General features: G+C 49.0%; 20 protein-coding genes. 16 read left to right on the plus strand and 4 right to left on the minus strand.

Annotated elements, in window-relative coordinates:
• Positions 1–260 precede the first annotated feature (260 nt).
• From GL2_RS22460 to GL2_RS17635, 13 genes are all read left to right on the plus strand, one after another.
• Positions 261–467, plus strand: coding sequence for a hypothetical protein (locus GL2_RS22460; protein WP_370452158.1), 207 nt, complete (start codon positions 261–263; stop codon positions 465–467).
• A gap of 391 nt (positions 468–858) precedes the next feature.
• Entirely contained in the window at positions 859–1,977 is a 1,119-nt protein-coding gene (locus GL2_RS17580; RefSeq protein ID WP_143731940.1) for a 4Fe-4S dicluster domain-containing protein, read from the plus strand.
• Complete coding sequence (locus GL2_RS17585) at positions 1,974–2,456, plus strand: cyclic nucleotide-binding domain-containing protein (protein ID WP_143731942.1); 483 nt, start codon at positions 1,974–1,976, stop codon at positions 2,454–2,456. Before GL2_RS17580 ends, GL2_RS17585 begins: the two co-directional genes overlap by 4 nt.
• Positions 2,453–3,259: an FAD/NAD(P)-binding protein gene (locus GL2_RS17590; RefSeq protein WP_232053673.1), complete on the plus strand. Its 807-nt coding sequence runs from the start codon at positions 2,453–2,455 to the stop codon at positions 3,257–3,259. Before GL2_RS17585 ends, GL2_RS17590 begins: the two co-directional genes overlap by 4 nt.
• Positions 3,235–4,059 (plus strand): oxidoreductase, encoded by an 825-nt coding sequence (locus GL2_RS17595; RefSeq protein WP_143731944.1) that lies wholly within the window; start codon positions 3,235–3,237, stop codon positions 4,057–4,059. The genes GL2_RS17590 and GL2_RS17595 overlap by 25 nt, the downstream gene beginning before the upstream one ends.
• 15 nt (positions 4,060–4,074) lie before the next feature.
• Positions 4,075–5,385: a Ni/Fe hydrogenase subunit alpha gene (locus tag GL2_RS17600; protein WP_143731946.1), complete on the plus strand. Its 1,311-nt coding sequence runs from the start codon at positions 4,075–4,077 to the stop codon at positions 5,383–5,385.
• Positions 5,363–5,866: a hydrogenase maturation protease gene (locus tag GL2_RS17605; protein WP_172621190.1), complete on the plus strand. Its 504-nt coding sequence runs from the start codon at positions 5,363–5,365 to the stop codon at positions 5,864–5,866. Before GL2_RS17600 ends, GL2_RS17605 begins: the two co-directional genes overlap by 23 nt.
• Complete coding sequence (locus GL2_RS17610) at positions 5,848–6,120, plus strand: hydrogenase/urease maturation nickel metallochaperone HypA (protein WP_143731950.1); 273 nt, start codon at positions 5,848–5,850, stop codon at positions 6,118–6,120. The genes GL2_RS17605 and GL2_RS17610 overlap by 19 nt, the downstream gene beginning before the upstream one ends.
• Positions 6,110–8,416 (plus strand): carbamoyltransferase HypF, encoded by a 2,307-nt coding sequence (hypF, locus tag GL2_RS17615; RefSeq protein ID WP_143731952.1) that lies wholly within the window; start codon positions 6,110–6,112, stop codon positions 8,414–8,416. The genes GL2_RS17610 and hypF overlap by 11 nt, the downstream gene beginning before the upstream one ends.
• 6 nt (positions 8,417–8,422) lie before the next feature.
• Positions 8,423–8,683 (plus strand): HypC/HybG/HupF family hydrogenase formation chaperone, encoded by a 261-nt coding sequence (locus tag GL2_RS17620; protein ID WP_143731954.1) that lies wholly within the window; start codon positions 8,423–8,425, stop codon positions 8,681–8,683.
• A complete protein-coding gene (gene hypD / locus GL2_RS17625) occupies positions 8,667–9,794 on the plus strand; it encodes a hydrogenase formation protein HypD (RefSeq protein WP_143731956.1) in 1,128 nt (375 codons plus the stop codon). The genes GL2_RS17620 and hypD overlap by 17 nt, the downstream gene beginning before the upstream one ends.
• Entirely contained in the window at positions 9,760–10,797 is a 1,038-nt protein-coding gene (hypE, locus tag GL2_RS17630) for a hydrogenase expression/formation protein HypE (protein WP_143731958.1), read from the plus strand. Before hypD ends, hypE begins: the two co-directional genes overlap by 35 nt.
• Before the next feature lie 79 nt (positions 10,798–10,876).
• Positions 10,877–11,473 carry a LysE family translocator gene (locus GL2_RS17635; RefSeq protein WP_232053857.1) on the plus strand — a complete coding sequence of 199 codons (597 nt, stop codon included), beginning with the start codon at positions 10,877–10,879 and terminating at the stop codon, positions 11,471–11,473.
• Between the two features lie 23 nt (positions 11,474–11,496).
• Here the strand turns inward: GL2_RS17635 and GL2_RS17640 are convergent, their stop codons facing one another.
• The 4 genes from GL2_RS17640 to pcp form a co-directional block, all read right to left on the minus strand.
• Positions 11,497–12,069: a carboxymuconolactone decarboxylase family protein gene (locus GL2_RS17640; RefSeq protein WP_143731962.1), complete on the minus strand. Its 573-nt coding sequence runs from the start codon at positions 12,067–12,069 to the stop codon at positions 11,497–11,499.
• 192 nt (positions 12,070–12,261) lie between these two features.
• Complete coding sequence (locus GL2_RS17645) at positions 12,262–13,578, minus strand: hypothetical protein (RefSeq protein ID WP_143731964.1); 1,317 nt, start codon at positions 13,576–13,578, stop codon at positions 12,262–12,264.
• Positions 13,579–14,147: 569 nt separating this feature from the next.
• The gene (locus GL2_RS17650; protein WP_143731966.1) at positions 14,148–15,059 is read right to left on the minus strand and encodes an SMP-30/gluconolactonase/LRE family protein; all 912 of its coding nucleotides are present in this window, start codon (positions 15,057–15,059) and stop codon (positions 14,148–14,150) included.
• Between the two features lie 23 nt (positions 15,060–15,082).
• The gene (gene pcp, locus GL2_RS17655) at positions 15,083–15,751 is read right to left on the minus strand and encodes a pyroglutamyl-peptidase I (protein ID WP_143731968.1); all 669 of its coding nucleotides are present in this window, start codon (positions 15,749–15,751) and stop codon (positions 15,083–15,085) included.
• A 327-nt stretch (positions 15,752–16,078) separates the two neighbouring features.
• Between pcp and GL2_RS17660 the strand changes: the two genes are divergently transcribed.
• From GL2_RS17660 to GL2_RS17670, 3 genes are all read left to right on the plus strand, one after another.
• Positions 16,079–16,792 (plus strand): hypothetical protein, encoded by a 714-nt coding sequence (locus tag GL2_RS17660; protein WP_143731970.1) that lies wholly within the window; start codon positions 16,079–16,081, stop codon positions 16,790–16,792.
• Between the two features lie 245 nt (positions 16,793–17,037).
• A complete protein-coding gene (locus GL2_RS17665; RefSeq protein WP_143731972.1) occupies positions 17,038–19,776 on the plus strand; it encodes a cation-transporting P-type ATPase in 2,739 nt (912 codons plus the stop codon).
• Between the two features lie 796 nt (positions 19,777–20,572).
• Positions 20,573–24,058, plus strand: coding sequence for a hypothetical protein (locus GL2_RS17670; RefSeq protein ID WP_143731974.1), 3,486 nt, complete (start codon positions 20,573–20,575; stop codon positions 24,056–24,058).
• Positions 24,059–24,164: the final 106 nt, after the last annotated feature.

The raw sequence follows: 24,164 nt of genomic DNA on the forward strand, positions 1-24,164 counted from the left end.
GTTCAACAAATACCCTGGCAATCAACCAGAGGGGAAATTCCAATAATGCCACAATCAATCAAATATCAACATCGGACAGTATTGGCTCAATACTCCAGGATGGATCACTTAATAGTGCTGAGATTGAGCAGGAACTGTTATCTAATAGCGTAACGGAGATTAACCAAGCCGGCCAGGCAAATATCGCTACAGTATTGCAAGTGGGTTCGTATATTAAAGCCACTTCACATCAGAATGGTACGGAAAACTCCTTGAGCATTGTGCAATCTGGCAGCTTGAACTCGGTAACAGCGAGCCAGACTGGAACACTGAATACAGCAATTATTAGCCAATCAGGCACCTTAAATGTAGTAATGGCAATTCAGGCGGGGGCATCCAATGCACTAAACATTAGTCAGGCTTCTATAGGCAATTCCGTATACGCATCCCAGATCGGACAGGGAAATATTATTGTCGTCGCTCAATAAGTTAAGTGTACTTAGGCTTTGGCATTAAAAAGGATATGGGCCATTCACTCGGATTTACAGGTTCTTGCCAGCATAAACTTTATTCCTAGTTAATTGAGATATTTTTCCTAAAGCGAGACTCCATTACTCAAGTCTACAATTCTCATGTCACCTCTGTTTTATCTGGAAGGCCATATAAGCGGTAGGAACTCTCTAAGGATGAAATGCTGTAGAGGTGACTCTAGTTCGATACTAATGACTCTGATTTAAGTGCATGCTCCGCCTGAATAGCTGTCCAGCTGAAACCTGAATCAATCCATAGCCAGCAACAGAACTAATCCCTTGATTTTTAAGGAATCAATTATGCAGATATTCCCTTCGGTGGTTTCAGGTATCACTCCCTATAAGCACTATGACTAATCTGCTGACAGCTGCCGATCTGGGTCGCTTGATTCAAGCGATCCGCAATGAGGGTTACCAGTTATATGGTCCGGTACTTGAAGACCAGGCCATCGGCTACAGTGCCGTCAATTCGGTTGCGGACCTTCCACAAGGGTGGACCGATGAACAGGAGGGCGGACGTTACCGGGTAAAACACCGGACTGATAAAGCTTACTTTGGTTATGCTGTTGGACCCCACTCCTGGAAGAAGTACCTGCAATTATCCTCCCGCCCTGTTTGGAAATCCTCCCGTGTAGGACAGGATGTTGAAGTCATTGAGCTAAAAGAGGAGGCTCCCAAACTGGCTTTTCTTGGCGTGCGCAGCTGTGAATTACACGCTATTGCTATTCAGGATCGTGTCCTGATTGAGGGTGATTATCCGAATAATAGTTATCATGACAGGCGGACCAAACTGTTTACTGTGGCAGTTAACTGTACATCAGCCGCTCAGACCTGCTTTTGTACCTCGATGAATACTGGCCCCGCAGTAACCCTGGCCAGTGACCTGACCATGACAGAAGTAATTGATGGTGAACAGCATTTCTTCTTGATCGAGAGTGGTTCCGAGGCTGGATTAAAAATACTGAAGCAGCTACCTCTACGTAACTCATCAGCGGCTGAACGAAGACTCGCCACAGAGGCGGTAGATCGGACTGGTGAACAAATACGCCAGGGGCCGCGTCACTTCGATAGTTCCGACTTGAAGGAACTACTGTACCGCAACTATGAGAGCCCCAGCTGGGAGCAAGTGGCAGAGCGCTGCCTGTCCTGCGCCAATTGTACAATGGCCTGCCCAACCTGCTTCTGTTCTACGGTTGAAGATACAACGGATCTCAGTGGCGAACATGCCGAGCGCTGGGAGCGCTGGGATTCCTGCTTCACCGCGGATTTCAGCCACATTACTGGGGGTTCCGTGCGCGCCGATACCCGCTCCCGCTACCGCCAGTGGATGACGCATAAATTGGCAACCTGGCACGACCAGTTTGGCAGCTCTGGTTGTGTGGGCTGTGGCCGTTGTATCACCTGGTGCCCTGTGGGCATCGACCTCACCGAGGAAGTTCGCACTATTCGCAACCTGGAGCAGCCGTGAAGACGATCGCCGCATTGTTGCACGAACACCCGTTTTTTCAGGGCTTGCCGGACAGCGACCTTGATTTTCTGGCGTCCTGCGCGAAGAACTGTGTCTATCACTCTGGTGATTACCTCGCTCGGGAAAATACTCCGGCCAATCATTTCTTCCTCATCCGAGCCGGGCGGGTGGCCGTCGAAAGCTTTGTGCCAAATCATGGCTCCCTGTGCCTGCTTACACTACATGCCGGTGACATCTTCGGCTGGTCGTGGCTTTTCCCGCCCTATATCTCCGCCTTTGATGCTAAGGCCCTGGATGAGGTACGCAGTCTGCGCTTGGGCGGTGCCTGCTTGAGGGAGAAGTGCGAGAAGGAACCGAGTCTGGGATTTGAGTTAATGAAGCGCTTTGCCCGTATCGCTACTGAGCGGTTGCAGTCCGCGCGTATACAGCTGTTGGATATCTATGGTCCCAATCCCTCGCACCTTGGAAAGTCACCGTGATTCCATCGGTATTTCAGGTGGTACACCGGTACGTGGAATATCCCGGCACATTCACGCTGCATCTGGCAAAGCCCAGACAGAGCACTGAAGGTTTCCAACCCGGCCAATTCAACATGCTTTATGCATTTGGTACTGGGGAGTCCGCTATTTCTTTTAGTGACCTCGCCAATGATGACGGTACCTTGGTGCATACCATCCGCGCCCAGGGCTCTGTGACTCAGGCCCTCGAACGACTGCGCGAAGGCGATAGCCTGGGTATACGCGGCCCTTTTGGTAGAGGCTGGCCCCTGGAAGTCTCACAGGGGAAAAATCTGTTGATTATTGCCGGTGGTTTAGGACTGGCACCGTTGCGGCCAGTTATTTACCAAGCTCAACGGGATCTGCTCGGCGCCCATAAAACCTACCTGTTCTATGGTGCCCGTAGAGTATCAGAGTTGCTCTACCGGACAGAATTGCAGCAGTGGTCGAGGTCTCTTGAAGTGGTGATGTCGGTCGATTATGGCGATAACAATTGGCCAGGTCATATTGGCGTGATCACTGATCCCCTGCAGGCCACCGGGATTGATGGCGCCAATAGTGTGGCCTTCCTGTGTGGACCAGAAATAATGATGCGCTTTTGCATTCAGGTACTGCTGCGTAAAGGTGTGCCGGAATCAGCAATCTACCTTTCCATGGAGCGCAACATGAAATGCGCGACCGGCCTTTGTGGACATTGCCAGTGGGGGCCAAACTTTATCTGTAAGGACGGCCCTGTATTCTGCTATCGGGATATTCGTACATGGTTCCAGATACACAGCTTATAGCGGCTGATGTGCACAAGCCCAAACTGGCGGTGTGGAAATTCACCTCCTGTGACGGTTGCCAGCTGAGCCTGCTCGATTGTGAGGATGAGCTGTTACTCCTGGCCAAGGAAGTGGAGATTGCCTACTTCCTGGAAGCTTCCAGTAAAGTGGAAGAGGGCCCCTACGATATTTCCCTGGTGGAAGGATCAATTACTACACCGAACGACGTGCTCAGGATTCAGGAGGTCAGGCGACAGTCCCGTTTTCTGGTTTGTATCGGTGCCTGCGCCACGGCTGGTGGCATCCAGTCATTACGCAATTTTGCCGATGTCAGTGAGTTCACTTCAGTAGTGTATGCCGAGCCTGAGTATATCGAAACACTCAAGGACTCTACGCCCATTTCCGCCCATGTCCCAGTGGACTTTGAACTGCAGGGCTGCCCTATCAATAAGCTTCAGCTACTGGAAGTTATCAGTGCATTCCTGAATCAACGGGCTCCACAGGTTGCTGCGCACTCTGTTTGTATTGAGTGCAAATTGAAAGGCAATGTATGTGTCTGGGTCGCTCATGGCACCCTCTGCATGGGCCCGGTCACTCATGCCGGTTGCGGTGCACTTTGCCCGAGTTACAACCGCGGCTGCTATGCATGCTATGGCCCCAAGGAAAACCCAAACAGCGAATCCCTTTGCCATTGGTGGGCGGAAAAGCTTGGCGCGGACAAAGCCACAATCATTGAAAATCTTCGCAATTACAATGCCTTAGCAAAACATTTTAAAGTAAAAAGTAAGGAGTGGGATCAAGGGCGGAAAGGTAAGACTTAAAGGACTTTATTAAGAATGGCGGGCAATAGTAAAACCATCAAAGTCGAATATCTTGCGCGTGTTGAGGGCGAGGGTGCGCTTTTTATTCGTTATGACGACACCGAGGTCCATGAGGTAAAGCTGAAGATCTTTGAGCCGCCGCGTTTCTTTGAAGCTTTCCTGCGCGGACGCGATTACACCGAGGCGCCGGATATCACTGCCCGTATCTGTGGTATCTGTCCCGTGGCTTACCAGATGAGTGCCCTGCACGCGATGGAAAATGCCTTGGATCTGGTCGTCACCCCTGAACTCAGAACCCTGCGACGGCTGCTCTACTGTGGCGAATGGATAGAGAGTCATATGCTCCATGTCAGCATGCTGCATGCGCCAGACTTTCTTGGCTATCCCAATGCGGTGGCCATGGCCAAGGATCACCCGGAAGTCGTCCGGCAGGCTTTGGAAATCAAGAAAGCAGGCAATGCCCTGGTGCGCATGCTGGGGGGCAGGGAAGTTCACCCAATCAATGTGCGGGTTGGTGGTTTTTACCGCGCTCCGAAATCTGAACAAATGGACGGTTTGCGCGACCAGCTCTCTACTGCTCGCGACCTGGCCGGACAAATATGTCGCTGGGCTGCCAAACTGCCATTCCCCGACAATACACAGGAAATCGAGTACGTATCCCTGGTTAATCCCGACGAATACCCGATGAATGAGGGGCGTATCCGCTCAAGTCGCGGCTTGGATATTTCAGTGGAAGATTACGAAAAGCACTTTCGTGAAGAGCAGGTACCACACAGTACCGCACTGCATAGTGTGCTGGTTGAACGGGGTGCCTACCTGGTCGGCCCCCTGGCGCGTTTCAATCTTAATTACCCGCGGCTTTCTCCATTGGTGAGGCAGATCGCAGATGAGCTGAACTTCAAACCGCCCTGTAACAATCCCTTTAAGAGTATTGTTGTTCGCTGCCTGGAAGTACTTTATGCCTTCGATGAAGCATTGCGCATTATTGATAACTACCAGCCACCGGCTCAGCCATATCTCGCCACCGAACCTCAGCGAGCGAGTGGCTGCGCGGCCACTGAAGCCCCTCGTGGCCTGCTATATCACCGCTACGAAATCGATCAACGGGGCAAAATCACCCACGCAAAAATTGTTGCGCCCACCTCGCAAAACCAGAAAACAATCGAGCATGACCTGCGCCAGATGCTCCCCAAATTCATGCATCTGCCCGAGAGCCAGTTGCAAGGTCTATGCGAGCGCGCCATTCGCAACTATGACCCCTGTATTTCCTGCTCAACCCACTTCCTGCAGCTACATTTGCAACATGACCAACGAGGATGTTCCTGAACTCTGGCTATTAATTAGCCTGGGAAATCGCTTTCGAAGTGACGATGGAGTGGGGCCTTTTCTGCTGCATAGGTTAAGGCAATCTCTCGATGGTTCAGCAGAATTTCTCGAAAGTGGCGGGGATATGGTGCGCCTGCTGGGACAATGGAAAGATCGCCGGGTCTGCCTGCTCGATGCAGTACTCTCAAATGGAAAAAATGTGGGGAATTTAATACGCGCCAATGGGTTATTGGAACCACTGGCCCCCAGTCTGTGTAACACCTCCTGTCATGGCTTCAACCTGGCAGAGGCTGTAGAGCTGGGCAGAACCCTGCAATCACTACCGCGGCAGCTGGAGATTTTTGCTATCTGTGCAGAGGATTTCATCTGCGGGCATCACCTCTCAGCCAAGGTAGAGAAGGCCGCGCTTATTGCGGAACAACAAATCATTGCGCTTGTACAGGCTGACAATGGAGGTCAGCAATGCACGAACAATCCCTGATCAAAAACCTGATAGAAAAGATCCGCCAGCTTTCTGCCGATGAAGATGGCAAGGTGGTAGGTGTTAAATTGCGTCTTGGGGCGCTTGCGCATATATCCCCCTCCCACTTGCGAGAGCACTTTGAGCAGGAAATCTTTGGCACTGCGCTGGAAGGCTTACGCTTGGAGATAGAAGTTCTCACAGATATTCATCACGCCGAGGCCCAGGATATTGTTCTGGAGAACCTGCAATTCGAGGCCAGGGATGGACAATGAGCGCCAGCAGGTAGAGATTACCGGCCTGGTGCAGGGGGTGGGGTTTCGCCCTTTTGTCTATCGTCTGGCCAATGAATGCAAACTGGATGGTTGGGTGGCCAACCATAGTGGCGGTGTACGGATAGAGGTAGAGGGTGATCCCCAGATCATTGCCAAGTTTTTACGAAGGCTAGCGCAGGAAAAGCCGTCTCACAGCCAAATTTTCAGTATCCACACAAAACTGATGCCCATGCAGGGGGATGGGGGATTTGAGATTCGTGAAAGTACCGCGAACTCGCAGAAATCGACGCTTATCCTGCCTGATTTAGCGCCATGTGATCATTGTCTGGCCGAGTTGGCAGACCCCGGCAACCGGCGCCATAACTACCCGTTTATCAACTGCACCCTGTGCGGCCCGCGCTTCAGTATTATCGACACACTCCCCTATGATCGGGCCAATACCACGATGTCGGAATTTGCACTTTGCGAAGAATGTCGCAAGGAGTACACAACCCCCTCCGATCGCCGCTTTCATGCCGAGCCCAATGCCTGCCCGCAGTGTGGCCCAGAACTGCAGTTGACCAGTCGCGAAGGCAACACACTGGCTGTAAATAATGAAGCCCTGGACAGCGCCCTGGCGGCAATATCAAAAGGGCAGGTTGTTGCACTAAAAGGAGTCGGAGGCTTCCAGTTGCTTGTGGATGCAGCTGATGGCCAAGCCCTGGAGCAGTTGCGTAAGCGCAAACATCGCCCGCACAAACCTTTCGCGCTTTTGTATTCTTCGCTGGAAGCTGTGCGCAGGGATTGCCAGATCTCGAAGCTCGAGTCCGTCCTCTTGGTATCCCGGGAGAGGCCGATTGTATTACTGGAGGCAAAAGCCGAAGCAAGACACAGAGTACATAGCCTGGTAGCACCGGATTCCCCGGAATTGGGGGTGATGTTACCGGCATCTCCCCTGCACCAACTCTTAACCCAGAAATATGGTGCACCACTAGTTGCCACCAGCGGCAACCTCGCTGAGGAACCGATCTGTATCGAGAACAATGAGGCATTGGAGCGACTGGGGAAAATTGCCGATTGCTTCCTCATACACAATCGTCAAATTTTGCGTCCCCTCGATGATTCTGTACTTCGAGTCATCGAGAATCGTCCGCTGATGCTGCGTCGTGCCAGAGGCTTTGCGCCCCTGCCGCTGGTACGTCCACAAATCACACAGGAAAACACTGAGAACAATAGAACTTACCTGGCGCTGGGTGCGGACCTGAAAAATACCGTCGCCCTGTCTCGGTCCGGCTGGATCTACTCAAGCCAGCACATTGGCGACTTGGGCAATGCTACCAGTGTTGAACGTTTTGATCAGGCGATTGAGGAGCTAACCAGTTTTCAACAGTGTGAACCACAAACCCTGATTCACGATTTGCACCCCGGCTATACCTCCCACCGTTGGGCACAAAAAAAGTCAGCTGCCAAGTTGGGGGTACAGCATCATACCGCACACTTTTTCTCCTGCATGGCTGAGCATAACTACGTTGGTTCAGCACTGGGGATCTGCTGGGATGGCACGGGTTATGACAGCAGTGGCGTGGTCCGCGGGGGCGAATTTCTTCACTGGAATGGCGCATCTACAGTCAAACGTATCGCCAGCCTGCGCACTTTTCCGCTGCCAGGTGGCGAAAAGGCTGTGCGTGAGCCACGCCGCGCTGCAGCGGGGCTCCTCTTTGAAATATCCGGCTTTGTGGCGCTTCAACATGATTTACTAAAACGCTGCTTCTCCCGTAGCGAACGCCGCAACCTGGTCACTATGCTCAAGGGAGAAATTAACAGCCCCCAGTGCAGTAGTGCCGGGCGCCTGTTTGATGCTGTCGCGGCACTGCTCGGGCTCAGCAGCCACATCAGTTATGAAGGCCAGGCGGCAATGGCCATCGAGCACTCCGCCCGTGGTATTCAAAGCCCGGATGCCTATCCCTTTGATCTTCAGAGGCGCGGTAACCAGTGGCAACTGGATTGGGCGCCGAGCGTCAGTGCCTTGATTTACGATGAAGAAAGATCTCTGCCACAGCGTGCAGCGGTCTTTCACAATACTCTCGCCCAGATGATCTTATCTGTGGCCATAGAGGTCGGTGAATCGCAAGTTTTCCTGTCTGGTGGTGTCTTCCAGAACAAGCGCCTGACAGAAACTGTTGCTAAATTGTTGCGCCAGAACAACTTTACGGTGCACTGCCACAGTCTGGTTCCGCCAAACGATGGTGGTATAGCACTTGGTCAGGTGTACTACGCCCATTGTATGGCCGCCGCAGGCCAGCCACTGGGAGGTTAGATATCCATGTGCCTCGGCGTTCCCGGTCTTATAGAAGATATAATTGGAAATTCACCGCTGGAACGCACCGGTAAGGTGCGCTTTGGTGGTATCGCTCGAGAAATTAACTTGTCCCTGGTGCCCGATGCCCAAGTTGGAGATTATGTCATCGTCCATGTCGGTATCGCCATCAGCCAGATTAAGGAAGCTGAGGCCGAGCAGGTGTTTCACTACCTGGAGGCACTGGAAGTTCCGGAAAACCGGAGGGACGATGAAGTACCTCGATGAGTATCGCCAGAGCGATGGTATTCAAAAGATCGCTGCAGAAATTCACAGGATTACGACAAGCCCCTGGACGCTGATGGAAGTCTGTGGTGGTCAGACCCATGCCATTGTCAGAAACCGGCTCGACCAACTGTTACCAAAAGAGCTGGAGTTGGTACACGGTCCCGGCTGCCCGGTTTGCGTTACCCCACTAGAAATGCTCGATCGCGCAATCGCCGTTGCCAGACTGCCCGAGGTGATTTTCTGTTCCTTCGGGGATATGTTGCGTGTGCCGGGCTCGGAGCATGACCTGCTGACTGTCAAAGCCGCCGGGGGCGATATCCGTATTGTCTACTCACCGTTGCAGGCGGTGCAAATTGCCGAGCAGAATCCGACTAAGGAGATTGTCTTTTTTGCCGTAGGTTTTGAAACCACCGCAGCAGCCAATGCTATGGCTGCTTCCCTGGCTAAAACTAAGGCACTAGGCAATTTCTCCATGCTGGTTTCCCAATTTTTGGTAACTCCGGCAATAGAGTCTATTTGCTCGGCACCGGACTCACGGGTGCAGGGGTTCCTTGCCGCAGGCCATGTTTGCTCAATAACCGGCTATGAGCGTTATCTGCCACTCGCGGAGAAGTATCGTATTCCCATTGTCATTACCGGGTTCGAGCCACTGGATATCCTCGAGGGAATCCTGATGTGTGTTGACCAGCTGGAGCAGGGGGCTTGCCAGGTACAGAACCAGTACCGGCGGGCGGTCGAGCGGGTTGGCAATCGACAAGCCCAGGATCTGATACAGAGTGTTTTCAGGATTTCAACACAACACTGGCGCGGTGTCGGATCGATTCCACAAAGTGGGCTTAGCTTTAACGATGAGTTTGCTAGCCTCGACGCCACGGTAAAGTTTGATATCAATAATATAAAAACCACCGAACGGCACGACTGTATGAGCGGAGACATTATGCTCGGCCATAAGAAACCAAAAGACTGCCCGCACTTCGGCAAGGAATGCCGCCCGGAGCAGCCTTTGGGAGCACCGATGGTGTCCTCAGAGGGCGCCTGCTCTGCATATTATCGCTATAGCCAGCAGGAGAGATCTAATGAACATCCAGTGCCCGCTACCCTCAAGAACTGAACAAACCATCAAGCTCGGCCATGGTAGTGGCGGTGAGATGACACAGCACCTACTCACCAACCACATCCAGCCATTCTTTAATAATTCCTGGATATCCCAGGCCTACGACAGCGCAACACTCCCATGGGACTCGGATCGACTGGTCTTTACTACTGATTCCTTTGTGATTACTCCACTGTTTTTTCCCGGTGGTAATATTGGCGAGCTTGCTGTTTACGGCACAGTAAATGACCTGGCAATGGCGGGCGCCGAGGCGAAATTCCTGAGTTGCGGACTGATTCTGGAAGAGGGCCTGCCAATGGCAACTCTCGAACAGGTACTCGCGTCAATGGCTGAAGCCGCAAGGAAAACCGGAGTCGAGCTGGTTACTGGTGATACCAAGGTGGTGGAGAGGGGGAAAGGCGATGGAATCTATATTAACACCAGCGGCGTTGGGGTCCTGCAGGGAAATCAGCCCATCAACCCCAGTCGCATTCGTAGTGGAGATTTGATTCTGCTCTCAGGGGATATCGGGCGCCACGGGATTTCTGTGATGGCCAACCGCAAAGGCCTGAAGTTTGAAAGCTCCCTGACAAGTGACTGCGCACCACTCAATGGTGCCGTGGCCAAGTTGTTGCGAGGAGGTGTCGAAATTCATTGTCTGCGAGATCTTACGCGCGGCGGTCTCGCCACAGCACTGGTGGAGTTGGCAGAAAGCTGTAACAGGGGGCTTGTCTTGGAAGAGTCCAGCATCCCGGTAAGCGAAGCAGTGCAGGGCGCCTGTGAAATCCTCGGACTTGACCCTCTCTATGTGGCCAATGAAGGGCGTTTTGTTGCTTTTATACCTGAGAAATCCTCAAGACTAGCAACTTCAATTCTTCGTAATACCGAAGTGGGTTCATCTTGTGAAATCATAGGTCATGTCGGAAGCGAGGGCCATGCACAGGTGATCCTTCGAAACGACCTGGGTTGCGACCGGCTGTTACAGCGCTTGCCGGGGGAGCAGTTGCCGAGAATTTGTTAGGCGATAAGATCACAATTGTAAAAATACTAATTAGAAAAGCAAAATGACAATCTCAGCATCTTTGGCACTATTCATTTCAATGCTGGTTTTGGCCCTGATACCGGGGCCTGGTGTACTGGCAGTAGTTTCCCGGGCCCTCACATCGGGACTCCGGCAGGGTTTGATTGCGGTTATGGGAATTGTTGCAGGTGATTATCTATTTATCTTGTTGGCACTATTTGGGCTGACCACCCTGGCTGAGGCCATGGGTAGTCTCTTTGTCATCATTAAATATGCTGGAGCAGCCTTTCTTATTTGGCTTGGAGTAAACCTAATATTCAGCCAATGTAAAGTCAGAGGCCTACAGGCCCAGGTAAAGTTGCCTGCTTTGTACTCTAGCGGCAACTTTTCAAGCTTCCTTCTAGGCTTATTGACTACCTTGGGCAATCCAAAGGCAATCCTGTTCTATGCGAGCTTTTTACCTGCATTCCTCGACCTAACCAGTGTAACCTCCCTAGATATTCTCGCTATCTTCACGATAGCAACACTATCAGTGGGTGGGGTGATGGTCTGCTATGTCTATTTTTCCATCAAGGCACACACAACTATCGGTAGGTCAAACAAGGTACCCGCATTGAAGTATGGCTCAGGAGTTTTATTGATTGGTAGCGGTATTTTTGTGGCAGCAAGGGGCTGAGGCTAATCTTTCAACCACTGACTTTACAGGGATTCCTCACAGGGAATACCAACATCAAAGCCATTCAATATTGCTGATAGTTGATGATACCCAGCTATCAGGAAGATCAGCTCTGCAGCACCATCCTCACCAAACTCATCAACTGCCATTATCCAGGTAGCCTCGGGAAGTCGCCCACCAGAGGCAAGTGAAGTGGCAATGCTGTAGGCAATCCCTTCTTCACGCGGCAGATCACCGGGACGTTGTCCAGCGGCAATAGTGGCAATTTTATCGGAATCCAAGTGGACACTCTCCCCAATAGCCGTATGGGAATAGAGTTCGTATCCGGCCTTAAAGTGAGCGCCAGTAGCCAGAATAGCAACCTCCCGTACTAACGGGGGAAGCAACGATTTATCGGAAATAGCCTTGATATTTTCCCACCAGGGTTTGCCAAAAATGGGATAACAGAGAGCTGGAGCCCAGGGGCCGAGCATTGCGCCATCTTTACGCTTTTTAATGAATCCAGAAAAGTAGCCGCTCATCTCATCATTCATATCGTCATAGATAGGTTTCTGCTCTTCATTGAGATCATCTGGTGGGATAGCGGGGATACGCATAAATTAATTCCTTAGAAATCGGGCATGAAGATACATCGCAATAAGGTAAATTCTAGCTGCTGAAATCCAGGGATACGCAAATCAGTGGAATTAGGCGGGTAGGCTTGATTTTATTCAAACACTGTGTGGGCTAGCAAGATCGTAATTAGAAACCTGATCACCATTAGATGATCAGGCCGGGCAATCAGTTTGTCAGTAATCGACAGTGGTTATGATAAAGTCCCCTTCCGTTGCACCCTCATCTTCCTGGTCCGTATAGGCTACCCAGGCAACTGTTTCTCCTACGGCTGCGAGCTTATCTTTTAGCGCAAGGGCTTCCAGCATATTCCGAGGTACGTCGAAGTGCCATTGTGAGCCCAGGGACTGGCATTCACTCTCGCCACTTGACCAAGCAGCTTTTGCCGTCGTGAGAGTCCACATACTGAGATAGTCAGTAGCACCATCATCCTTTAAGTCGTCCACATGTAATGCGCCATTCAAACGTTTCTTGCAGGCAAATACACTGGACCGGTCACACTGGCGGTCATTAAAGCGTCCATCGCCCCTGATAACAGCACAGTCCTCACCGGTACCATGGTCATTAGGTTCACCCTCGCCCCAGGACCACAAGCCTTTATTTTGAAACCGGCTATCCGTGGCACTGACATCATAGTGCTCAATGGTATTAATGCCGTCATCCCAGTTGTCCAGGCTATCATCGTCGCCACTTTTCCAATGTCGGTTCAGTCCTCCCCAACCATCAAATACCACATCGAATGACTCATGGTTATTATCAGTATTGCTGTCATTTTTTGTCCAAAAAAATACGAATCTTTTTTTGCCATTCAGACCATCATGCTGACGGATTGTTTTTCGTGATAACTCACGGGTCGGAAGTGAAGTTCGCTTGTGACTTGCAACCTCAAGACCATTGGGAAAGTCCTCTTTATAATCCTCTGGGGTATAAATGTAATCCAAACCTATTTGACTAATAAGATGAGCTTTAAAAGTGGCTTGCGCCCCAGAGGATACTGCATTTTCGATATGTACTATTACCGTTCGATCGGTGCCGTGTTGATCCTGCTTGTAAGCCCAATCTTTCAGGTCCCCTAATACTGTTGCAATAGGTATACGCTGTGGATCAAACCAGAAATTACAGTAAAAGGACCCGTGACAAAAAACCTGTTCGCCGCTGAATTGATGCAAATCCAACTCTATAATCTCAGCACCAACATCAATCTGATCTTTTACCCTAAGAGATTGCTCTGCTCCCACCCAGATTGCACCATAAGCGTCAGAGTTATAACTATTATGTGTTGCCAATACCTGGGTATAACGGATAGGCGTTGAGTAAGTAAGACGACGTTGGAGTTCCAGGGCATACTTTGCATGATCATCAGTACGTTGTTCAGTATCATAATCATAATAGAGGTTGAACTGGACCAGCATTGAATATGGATCAGTCTCTGCTACGAGTGTCGAGCTAATCAAAGTAAAACCGGTAAGTAGCGCTGAGCAGAGCTTTTTCAAACACTGACACAACCTGCTTATTTGGATATTTATCATTATTATTCCTGATAACTTTTAGTGATTATAAGTTGCTACAGCAATTGTTGATGCGATCTCTTATATGACTAATGGAAACCTCATGTTTTCACGACTGCAAATCCATACTGAAAGATTCGAAGAACAACTGCGTTCACAGACAGTTACTTACAGTCGGTATGATATCTAAAGTGGATTGCAAAGCGTTAAATTAAATAGAACTGTTTTATGTTTTTTCTGAGAAGCATTTCGCAAAACCAATAACTAAAATGGTAACGAAAAAGTGATCGAAACAGAATTAAGTCGAAAGGCAAGAATTAGCTTGAGCTGGAAACTATCAATATGGCTACTAAATGGAGGATGAAGTTAAGTACATGTTTATCTTAATAGATACCAAAAAAATCCCCTAAATTTAATAAGATTTATAAAAAAGCCTTCTCATGTCCATATCCAGCAAGGATCACTTTTGCTGTTCAGCCTTTGGCACTCAATGTACAAATTGAAATTGAGTGACTGGCCGTAAAATAGTTTTCAAGCAAGGTAATATGAGAATGTCATGAGCCGAATTTAGGTTCTGGGAGCCCACGGACACCAAGGCCATGGATGGCAAAAATACTGCCAGGTTGAGGATGGCGGGCCAGCTCCTCACTCGTAACGAATGATTGCTGAGAAGTGACATAAAGTGTTTCATAATTAGCGCCACCAAATGTGACACATGTAGGGCTTCGGATGGGCAGATCAATCTCTCGGTCCAAGCGTCCCTTAGGATCAACTCGCAGGATCTTACCCCCCAAATTTAGAGCAAACCAGTAGTAACCCTCAGCATCGACAGTGGCGCCATCAACAATCGCGGGCTTTCGATCTTTCACGGAGAAGAAAGGTTGGCAATTGCTAATCTGCCCCTCATCAATATCCAGGTCAAAGACGTAAATCACTCCGGCAAAGGTGTCTCCGAAATACATCCGAGTATCTTGAGGGTCAAAAGCAATCCCATTGGAGCATACGAAGGAGAAGTCTTTTGCAACTTTGCGAAAGGTGAAATCGGGTTCCAAACAGTAAATATGCGACGTTTTATCCTTCAATTGTGTATCCATACTGCCGCACCAGAAACGTCCACGGCGATCGATTTTCCCATCATTGAGACGGTTAAAGGGCTTGTCTGGCTCTGGATTGACTATTTTTTCAAATAAACCCGTATCCAAATCTATGGTGCAGAACCCTGAGTTGGCGCCGGCAACCATTCCGCCTCCCGGGCGGAAACCAAAGGAGCCAACTTGCTCAGGCATTTCCCAAGTTTTACGCTCACCCGTGGTAACATTCAGTCGTCTAATTGATGGTCTTCGAGGGCCAGCCAAGTCTATTGAGGGCCCTACATGATCAGCCCAGTAAACAGATGTTTCCTCTGCTACCCAAATAGGCGTTTCACCCAAGCCATCATTACATTCCCATAGGCATTCAATTTCCAACGTTCTATGTCCTTTCTAATGAGTTATATCTGAAGTCTAGATGGGATAGGAATATCAATATCAACAGAGTGTAGCAAGGCGGCCTCTATGCCAGCATGAACACCAAGTGCCGCGGTCTCCCTGGACATACTGGGCGTGCCAAGATTTTCTGGCAATGCTGCGACTTGAGGCAATTGTGGCAGGTGTATCCAGCCTGCTCGTATGTTCAGTTGATTGGTGGCAATGTAGTGCAGTACGCCATACATTAAATGGTTACAGCAGAAAGTGGCGGCCGTATCAGAAATATCTGAGGGCACACCTGCATCGCGCATGGCACTGACCATTGCTCTGAGTGGAAGATTGCTACGATACGCTACAGGGCCATTGGGCACAGTGGGCTCGCCTTGCATCTGCACTCCGCGATTGTCTTTCAAAGCGTAACGACTGGAATCATTAAAATTCTGAGCTATTCGCTCCACAGTTAGCATCGATCTTCCACCATATTCACCCATCATCACAACTATCTGTGGGCGAATTTCCTCTATAGCGGCAGTTACAACATCAATACTTTCAAAAAAGTTACTTGGAACCAGGACCCCAATAATTTCTGAGTTTCCAATACGTGTTCCATCCAAAACACGCATCACCAGTTCTGCAGGATTTACAGGAGTATGCCCGAATGGTTCAAAGCCGGTGACTAAAACCTTATCCATTTATAGAGCTCTTTGATTGGCTTGAGGTTGCACTTACTAAAGAATAGAAACATTTGTGGAAGTAGGCTTGCGATAGTGTGCCTTCACGGGTAAATCTTGGCTGCAGACAAAGAATTTAGCGAGTAGGGATTGCCGCCTTTAATCACAAATAAAGGAGGAGGCAACTTTAGCTCCTTGCTCATATCAAGCCACAAATTCTCACTCAGCTATATATTTTAAAGCATTCAAGAACTTTTGGATCTCTGTCAAGTCATACCTGGAAACCAAGCGATCAATAATTACTTTTTGATAAAAGGACTCTGACCATCTCTTCTGATGATTTGGTCTATGCAGTTGATGGATTTCAAGACAACAGTTCCTTTGCGTACCAACAGCGATATCACGAATGTTTGGCGCCTGGTAATCTCAACGGTTATTGCACTTGGCATACATGCAGCATTGGTTGCCATTCCATTTACGCCGACTCCAGATACGACAACAGATTTTCCTTCACCACTCGAAATAATACTGCTGAGCAGTAAGAATACTGAAGCCTCACTCGCGCCAAACACTGGCCCGGCAAATCCACAGGAGATTGAGTTAGAGAAACCTCAAGCCTCTTCCCATCCCGATAAACAGGGTCGGGGTAAATCAACCTCAATACCTGAGGTTCCTCGGACTGAGATAGAAGCCCAGACTCAAGAGGGGGAAAGCATGCCATTTCCCAAACCAAGGACACGCTCGTTGTTGGGGTCTGAGAACATGGATAATGTGTCGCCTGATTCAGGTGCCAAACGCCAAGCCACAGTTTTTGATCCCGTTTTAGAAAAGAAGCTGGTCAGGGAGCGCAGTAAAGTCGGGAGGTTCCAACCCACGGAGGCTAATTATAGAACTGCTACCAGTACCTTTGTTCAAGTTGGGGATCGCTGTTTTGATGTTAAAGACTCACCACCTGGCAATACTGATAGCGACCTGAATCCATGGTTCCGAGCTAAATGTCCCAGTAATTCCAGGTCCCGAGCAGATATCGATAGGCTGGCAGATAAATATGGAATTCCCTAAACCTGATCTCCAGCATAAGCTGTACAGAGGCTTGAGCTGCTTCTGTCGCCGATTGTACCGCAGGGTGAATTTTCATTTTCCCTTGTAATGTAGCTTTGCAGAGGCCGCAGAATAATAGGGTGAGGCTCAGTTACCTACACACTTTCTACTACCCGTCAGTCGCACCACCTACCGATTTTCGCGATGTTGCTATCCTCAGCCGGAGATAAAAATATGGATTCCAGCAAAGGCAACCCGGATTCTAGATGAAACCTGAAAGGAAATGGCATGCGTTGCCACGAAATGAGGTGCTCTCCGAGCTGGAGACGACGACTACAGGAATCAGCGAAAGCGAAGCACTAACAAGGCTCAAAACCCACGGGCCCAACTGCTTAGCGACGCCGCCCAGGCACGGACTGTTGCGGCGTTTTTTCGCACATTTCAACAATATATTGATCTATGTCCTGTTGGGTGCGGCGCTTATCACAGCTCTTCTGCAACATTGGGTGGATACCGTCGTGATCCTTGCTGTGGTTGTCGTTAATGCCATTATCGGCTTTGTCCAGGAAGGCAAGGCAGAAAAGGCGATGGATGCCATCAGGCATATGCTTGCACCACGAGCTGCAGTATTGCGAGGCAATCAGAGAATTACCGTTGAGAGCGAAAAGCTCGTTCCCGGTGATATCGTATTGCTCGAGGCCGGCGACAAGGTGCCGGCCGATCTCCGACTGCTAAAGACTCACGGCCTGCAGATCCAAGAGGCGATACTAACCGGCGAGTCACTCGCTGTGGAAAAACAAACCGACCCGGTTAACGCCAATATTGCACTGGGTGACCGCTCCTGCCTGGCCTACAGTGGCACCACTGTCACCAGCGGGCAGGGTATGGGCGTGGTGGTAGCCACCGGAGCAGATACCGAAATCGGGCGTATCAGCGGTATGATCGACAAGGTCGAAACCCTGACAACCCCATTAGTGGAGCAAATGGGGACATTCGCCAGATGGCTAGCAATTTTTATTCTGGCAGTTGCCGCGCTGATCTTCGTCTTCGGACTATTTGTTCTGCACCGTGATTTTTCCGAGCTGTTCATGGCGGTCGTGGGTCTATCAGTGGCAGCCATACCGGCAGGCCTGCCAGCAGTATTAACCATTACACTGGCGGTAGGTGTGCAAGCCATGGCGCGCCGCAGTGCCATCGTCCGCCGCCTTCCGGCCATTGAGACACTGGGGTCGGTATCGGTAATCTGCACAGACAAAACCGGGACGCTCACACGCAACGAGATGAGCGTTACATCGGTGATTATGTACCAACGCCGGTATGTCGTGGAGAGTGATGGTTATGAGCCGCAGGGAGAGGTATCCCTCGAGAACAGTCCGGTTCCTGTATCGAATTATCCACCCTTACTCGAACTTGCCCGTGTGGCGGCCCTGTGTAACGACGCAGCACTTCGGAAACACGAAGGCATATGGAGCGTCGAAGGTGATCCCATGGAAGGCGCACTGCTGGCCTTTTCTGCAAAAGCAGGATTGGAAGACGGTGAAGCGCGCCGTCAGTGGACCCGTACCGATATCATCCCCTTTGACTCTGCCCACAAGTTTATGGCGACGCTGGATCACGACCATGAAAACCACGCCCTGATTGCTGTAAAGGGTGCGCCGGAACAGATTCTGGCAATGTGTAAAAACTGTCGTACTACCGAAGGGAATACCGCACCATTAGATGAAGCCCACTGGCGGGAATTAGTTAACGAGCTTGCCGCACAGGGCCAGCGCGTGCTTGCACTGGCTACGAAACCCGTAAAACCGGAACACACCGTATTGGAACAAACTGACCTGGAGAGTGCGCTGATCTTTCTCGGCCTGGTCGGATTCATCGACCCACCTCGTCAGGAGGCGATTGCGGCGGTGGCGGAATGCCGCGGGGCCGGTATCCGAGTGAAGATGATCACCGGAGACCATAGTGCAACTGCTAAAGCCATTGGGCAGCAGATCGGTCTGCAGAACATCGAAAATGCGCTGACCGGTGTGGATATTGACAACCTCGATGATACGACATTGGGAACAGAAGTTCTGGACGTCGATATTTTTGCCCGCACCAGCCCGGAACATAAATTGAGGCTTGTGACTGTCTTGCAAGCGCACGGTATGACTGTAGCGATGACCGGTGATGGTGTTAACGATGCACCCGCTCTCAAACGCGCCGAGGTCGGCATAGCGATGGGCGGAAAGGGCAGTGAGGCTGCCAAGGAAGCCGCAGAAATGGTACTGGCTGATGACAATTTTGCCTCGATTGACGCCGCCATACGCGAGGGACGTACTGTTTACGACAATATCAAGAAGGTGATCAGCTGGACCCTGCCAACCAACGCCGGAGAGTCCTCCACCATTATTGTGGCACTGATGTTTGGGATGGTACTGCCGATAACACCTATACAGATTCTGTGGGTGAATCTGATAACTGCGGTCACACTCGGCATTGCGCTCGCATTTGAGCCCACCGAGGAAAACACCATGCGTCGCTCCCCCCGGCCTCGCAACCAGCCGTTGCTGACAGGAGTGCTGATATGGCATATCGCACTGGTCAGTATTCTGTTCCTTTGTGGCGTATTTGGGATCTACACCTATGCAATTGATCAGCAATATTCAGTAAATCTGGCGCGTACTATGGCGATGAATACACTAGTGGTGATGGAAATATTCCACCTCTTCTTTATTCGTAACATGTACGGTACCTCTTTGACATGGAGAGCAGTTTGCGGCACCAGAGTTATATGGCTGGCTGTAATCATGGTTACCGCAGGTCAGTTCGCCATTACCTATCTTCCTCCTTTACAAAGCGTGTTCGTCACCGAAGCCGTATCACTACGGGATGGAGTACTCATCGTTGGGATAGGAATAGCCCTATTTGCAATTATCGAGGTTGAGAAACAGATTCGGATACGCCTTTCCCGGCCCCTAGGTGCTGATAGTACTCATCAAGGGCCCGAGATTGAAACACGGCATTAAATGAAGGGGCAGTACATGAACTCAAACACCTCTACACCATGCTTCTCATTGACCTGGATCGAATGTGCACTTGAAGACCCGTTCGCACAGGAGTTGAGTGACTTTATTTAGCTCACACCATTACCAACAATTGTTGAGAGCAATAATATCCCATCATGGATGACCGGAATTATATGCAACCAGCCCTGCAAATCGATTCCCTATTGTGCCTTCTTGGAAATTGACGAGATAACAATCTGAAAAAGGCAACCCCTACCTTTCGGTTTTTCTATTACATCTAATTTTCCAACAGTTAGTTATCAGAAGATCTGACTGCTAGTAATCTAATCATTATGGTAACTATTATTGATTGACTAGCTTGATCAGCCAGGCATCTACCTTCCATGCCGACATGGAAGCGAGCTACTTGCGAGGTGAAAAAACTACTTGCTCTAGCCGTTTAATCACTGAAGACATTAGAAAATATCGGACAACCTATAGCCTAAAAATGCAATCAAGCACCACCTTTAATTGCAAAATAACATCTCGACCCAGACCAACTTATGTGACTTTTTAATTATATCTAGTCATTCCTTTTGACTTGGTACGCTGTAAAGCCTTACATTATTATTGCGTTGCGCAAAGGCCCATCAAGCCGTGCATGCTTCACTTATACAACGTGGACTTAGATCTAATATACGGCATCAAATAAAAACTCAAATCATGCCCAGTTTATATGATTAAATTCCAACAATATAAGTGCCCACCCACCAAGATAATTTTTATTTAACCAAAAATAATAACCTAGGACTTATTCATGAAAATTAAGAAAATAGGTGCGTGTTTCGCACTTATATTTATTCTTATCATGCCCGCATACGCCCATGCCGGTCTATGGGACAGATTTACAAGCTGGGTTGTCGATACTTGGGATACGGTTGAAGAGAGAGTTGAGGAAGTTGTCGAAGATATAGTGACAACTGTAGAAGATGGCGTAACTGCAGCCATCGGCTTCTTTGTGGATACCGGTGAATGGATATACGATGGACTAACAACAGTGATTGAAGGTTCACTAAATTTCTTCTATGGCGTGGCGGACGGCACGGTTACAGCATTAAATTACTTTGGACTGGATCTCGATATATCTGACTGGTTCAGTACCGGTGCCCAAAATTCTGAAGATCATGCGCAGCAATGGACGCTGGCAGACTATGATACAACGTCATACCCTACCTATTTAGAGGGCTTTCGTAATCGACAGATGGCCTATATGGAGCGTTACCTCGATTCCGCTAAATCAGAGCCAAATAACGATCATCCCGTACTCAGGGCTTACTTCGACTTGCCGCTAGACAAAGAAGCGCTGTCCCAAAGTTTGACCGATCTTTTTACACCAGGAAAACATGCTTATAAAAATCCCGATATGCGCCTGATAGAATATATTCGCATATTGGCGGAAAGTGATGAGTACGATGAAATTATTCTCAATGAAATAATTAAGCTTCCTTACTGGCAGGATGAAGATACAGAGGGAAAAAGAGTCTACACCTCTGAGAACCACGTACTTATGTGGTTATCTTCCGGCTGGCTGCTATCTGAGATGGAAGGCTGGAATATCGGTGGCGGGCCTGAAAAGCTAAGAGAGCGACTGGTGCGTTATCTAAGAGTGAAAAAGCAATATGGTATTTATGAGTCCACATCAAATATTTACAGCCCGTTCTCTCTAACCGCATTATTAAATTTATATGACTATGCTCAGGACCAGGAGATCAAAACCCTGGCCGGGCAGGTTGCCCTCATTCTTCTCAATGATATTGCAATGGTTACCAATGACCTTGGTGCTGCTATAGCGGTCGATTCGCGAACTTACGAGAATGTTCATCAAGATCTAAACTTTTTGAATAATAAATTTACGAGATATACAGCTTTGATCACTGGCAAAGGTCCACAAGATTTTACCGGCGGTAACCATATGGATATATTTGCCATGACTACATTGGATGTGAGTAGTGTTGCTTACAATCGCCTTGAAAAGCTTAGTGGCGAAATCAACATAAGCTATTCTTCAGGTCACCCCATAACCGAAGTTGACTCAGTGTGGGCTGGACTGGACCTCCAGGATAAGCTGATTTTTTCTCAATCAGCCGGTGCCTATGCACATCCAGAGCTCCTTGATGAAATGCTGGAATATTATCTGAACCCGCTTGCCGGGTTGAATTTCTTTTTAGAAGATTTGATAGTGGAATCTAATTTGGCCGACGATGTAGTGGATATGTCTGGTGTTCTCCTCACAGAAACCAGTGCACCTTTCACTACCAGCTCCATTATTTCAGAGAAAACCATGGATCTGTATCGCCACGGTAATGTACAGCTATCATCATATCAGGATTTCCATGCAGGCAATGCTGGCTGGCAGCAGCTGCCCTGGATAGCCACAACCGGTACCATCCCGGTTTATACTCGATCAGGTGCGGAATACGGTGGTTGGAAGGCCGGTGGACAGGAGCAAATGAATACGCACTTACCTTATGTCAGGCAAAATGAAAATGTAGCTTTAGTTTTGTATAAACCTGCGATGGAGCTACGTTTTATGGATGGATTAAACAGAGCAACGAGCTTTTTACCCGTAGATGACTTCTTAACAGCGCCAGTAAACTTGCATTGGCCAACGGAGCAATTCGATGAAGCAACCAGTTTTCAAAACTGGTTATTTGCCCGTGAGGGTGATGGGTATATCGCTGTTTATCGTCATTGCCTGGATACAAAAACCTTCATGCGTAATGAGGAAGCTATAGAAATTTACAGCTGCAATGATGATGAGCAAGTATGGGCAACAGTTGTCGGCAACACCCAGACGCATGATAGCTTCAGCAACTTTATTTTCACTGTTTCGCAATCCAAGATCAAAAGCAAATGGTACTGGAGCTGGGCTGAAAACCGACATGTGTGGGAGACAACCTTAGAGGTAGATGGTAAAACCCTGAGCTATAGCTGGGAAGCTAATGTAGATGATTTAACAGATAGAGAAATGTGGGAATTGGCTGGTGCCAACAACACATCTACGATTGAAACAGCTTCGGTGAACGGATACCAAGTAAGCGGCGTGACAGATGCAGCAACTAATACAGGCCATACTAACTGTGAGAGCTCCAGTGATGTATTGCTGCACCAAAATGTCAGCTTTAATGGTGTTGACCCAACAATTTTACGTATGGTTGAGGCCGATAACGGTGAATGCTTCCTGATTAACGTAGAGGATCAGTCACAGGATTCAGAATTAAACCATGAAGGTGAACAGGTCGATGTCATACGCTTTAAAAATCATCGCTTTGTGGGTGGTGAGGCAGACAAGGCGTATGATGTAAATCATGAATGGACCACAATCGAGTTGGATTTCAGTTACTATAATCCGGTGGTATTTGCCTCGGTTATTGGTATTGCAGGCACTGACCCTGTAACAACTGAGATTCGCAATATTACATCGACCAGTTTCGATGTGCGTGTGGCAGAATTTGCCTGGAATGATGGCAACCATACTTCAGAAACACTACATTATGTGGTGATGGAGGCAGGTACTTACACAATAGCAAATGGCCTAAAACTCCATGTTGGTGCTGTTGCCTTGGAAGATGACTTGAACGGATCCCCGGACTTTGAAACGGTTGGGGTCGATTTACAGGACTATCTACTCATTAGCCAAGTCCAGGGTAAAGACAAAAATGAAACTCTGGATACTCGCATCAGAAACAAGAAAACGGGTACCTTTGAAATTAGCCTGATGGTACAAGAGGCGAACAGAAATAAAGGGGATAATATACAAGCTATTGTAGGATATATGGCTGTGGGTAAACCTGCAGTGAAGTCGTTAAAAGTTGCTCTAAAAGGGGCCCATGGGAAATACCTGGGCGCAGAGGGTAATGGAGGTTATGGTGAAACAGCCAACGCCAAGGCTTCTGCAATAGGTAGCTATGAGACTATTATTCTTACTGGTAATAGTATAGTGCAGGGCTGCCTTATTAGCGGTGATGAAGTATGGCTTCAAAGCACTGAGGGTTATTACTATAGTGCCCAACAAAGTGGTGCACTGGATGTTGATAGAACTGCTCGGTACAGCTGGGAAACCTTTAAGTTAATCAACCACACTGACGATACGGATTGCTTGCAACATGGTGATGAAATTTCCTTATTTAACACTCAACACGGTAACTATATCGTAGCTGAGCAGGATGGCAGGGCAAATGCAAACCGCAAGGCGGTGGGTTCTTGGGAAAAGTTTATCGTAAACGACCTAAGCGATAATTAATAAACTATAAACTGGGCATCCTGACGAGCTTTCCCCGTTTTGGGTGCCCTTATCTAACTATTACTTCAGTAGCCTCCAAAATTACAGAAATAATATGTTCCACAAC

The sequence above is a fragment of the Microbulbifer sp. GL-2 genome (genome assembly GCF_007183175.1).
Lineage (GTDB): Bacteria > Pseudomonadota > Gammaproteobacteria > Pseudomonadales > Cellvibrionaceae > Microbulbifer.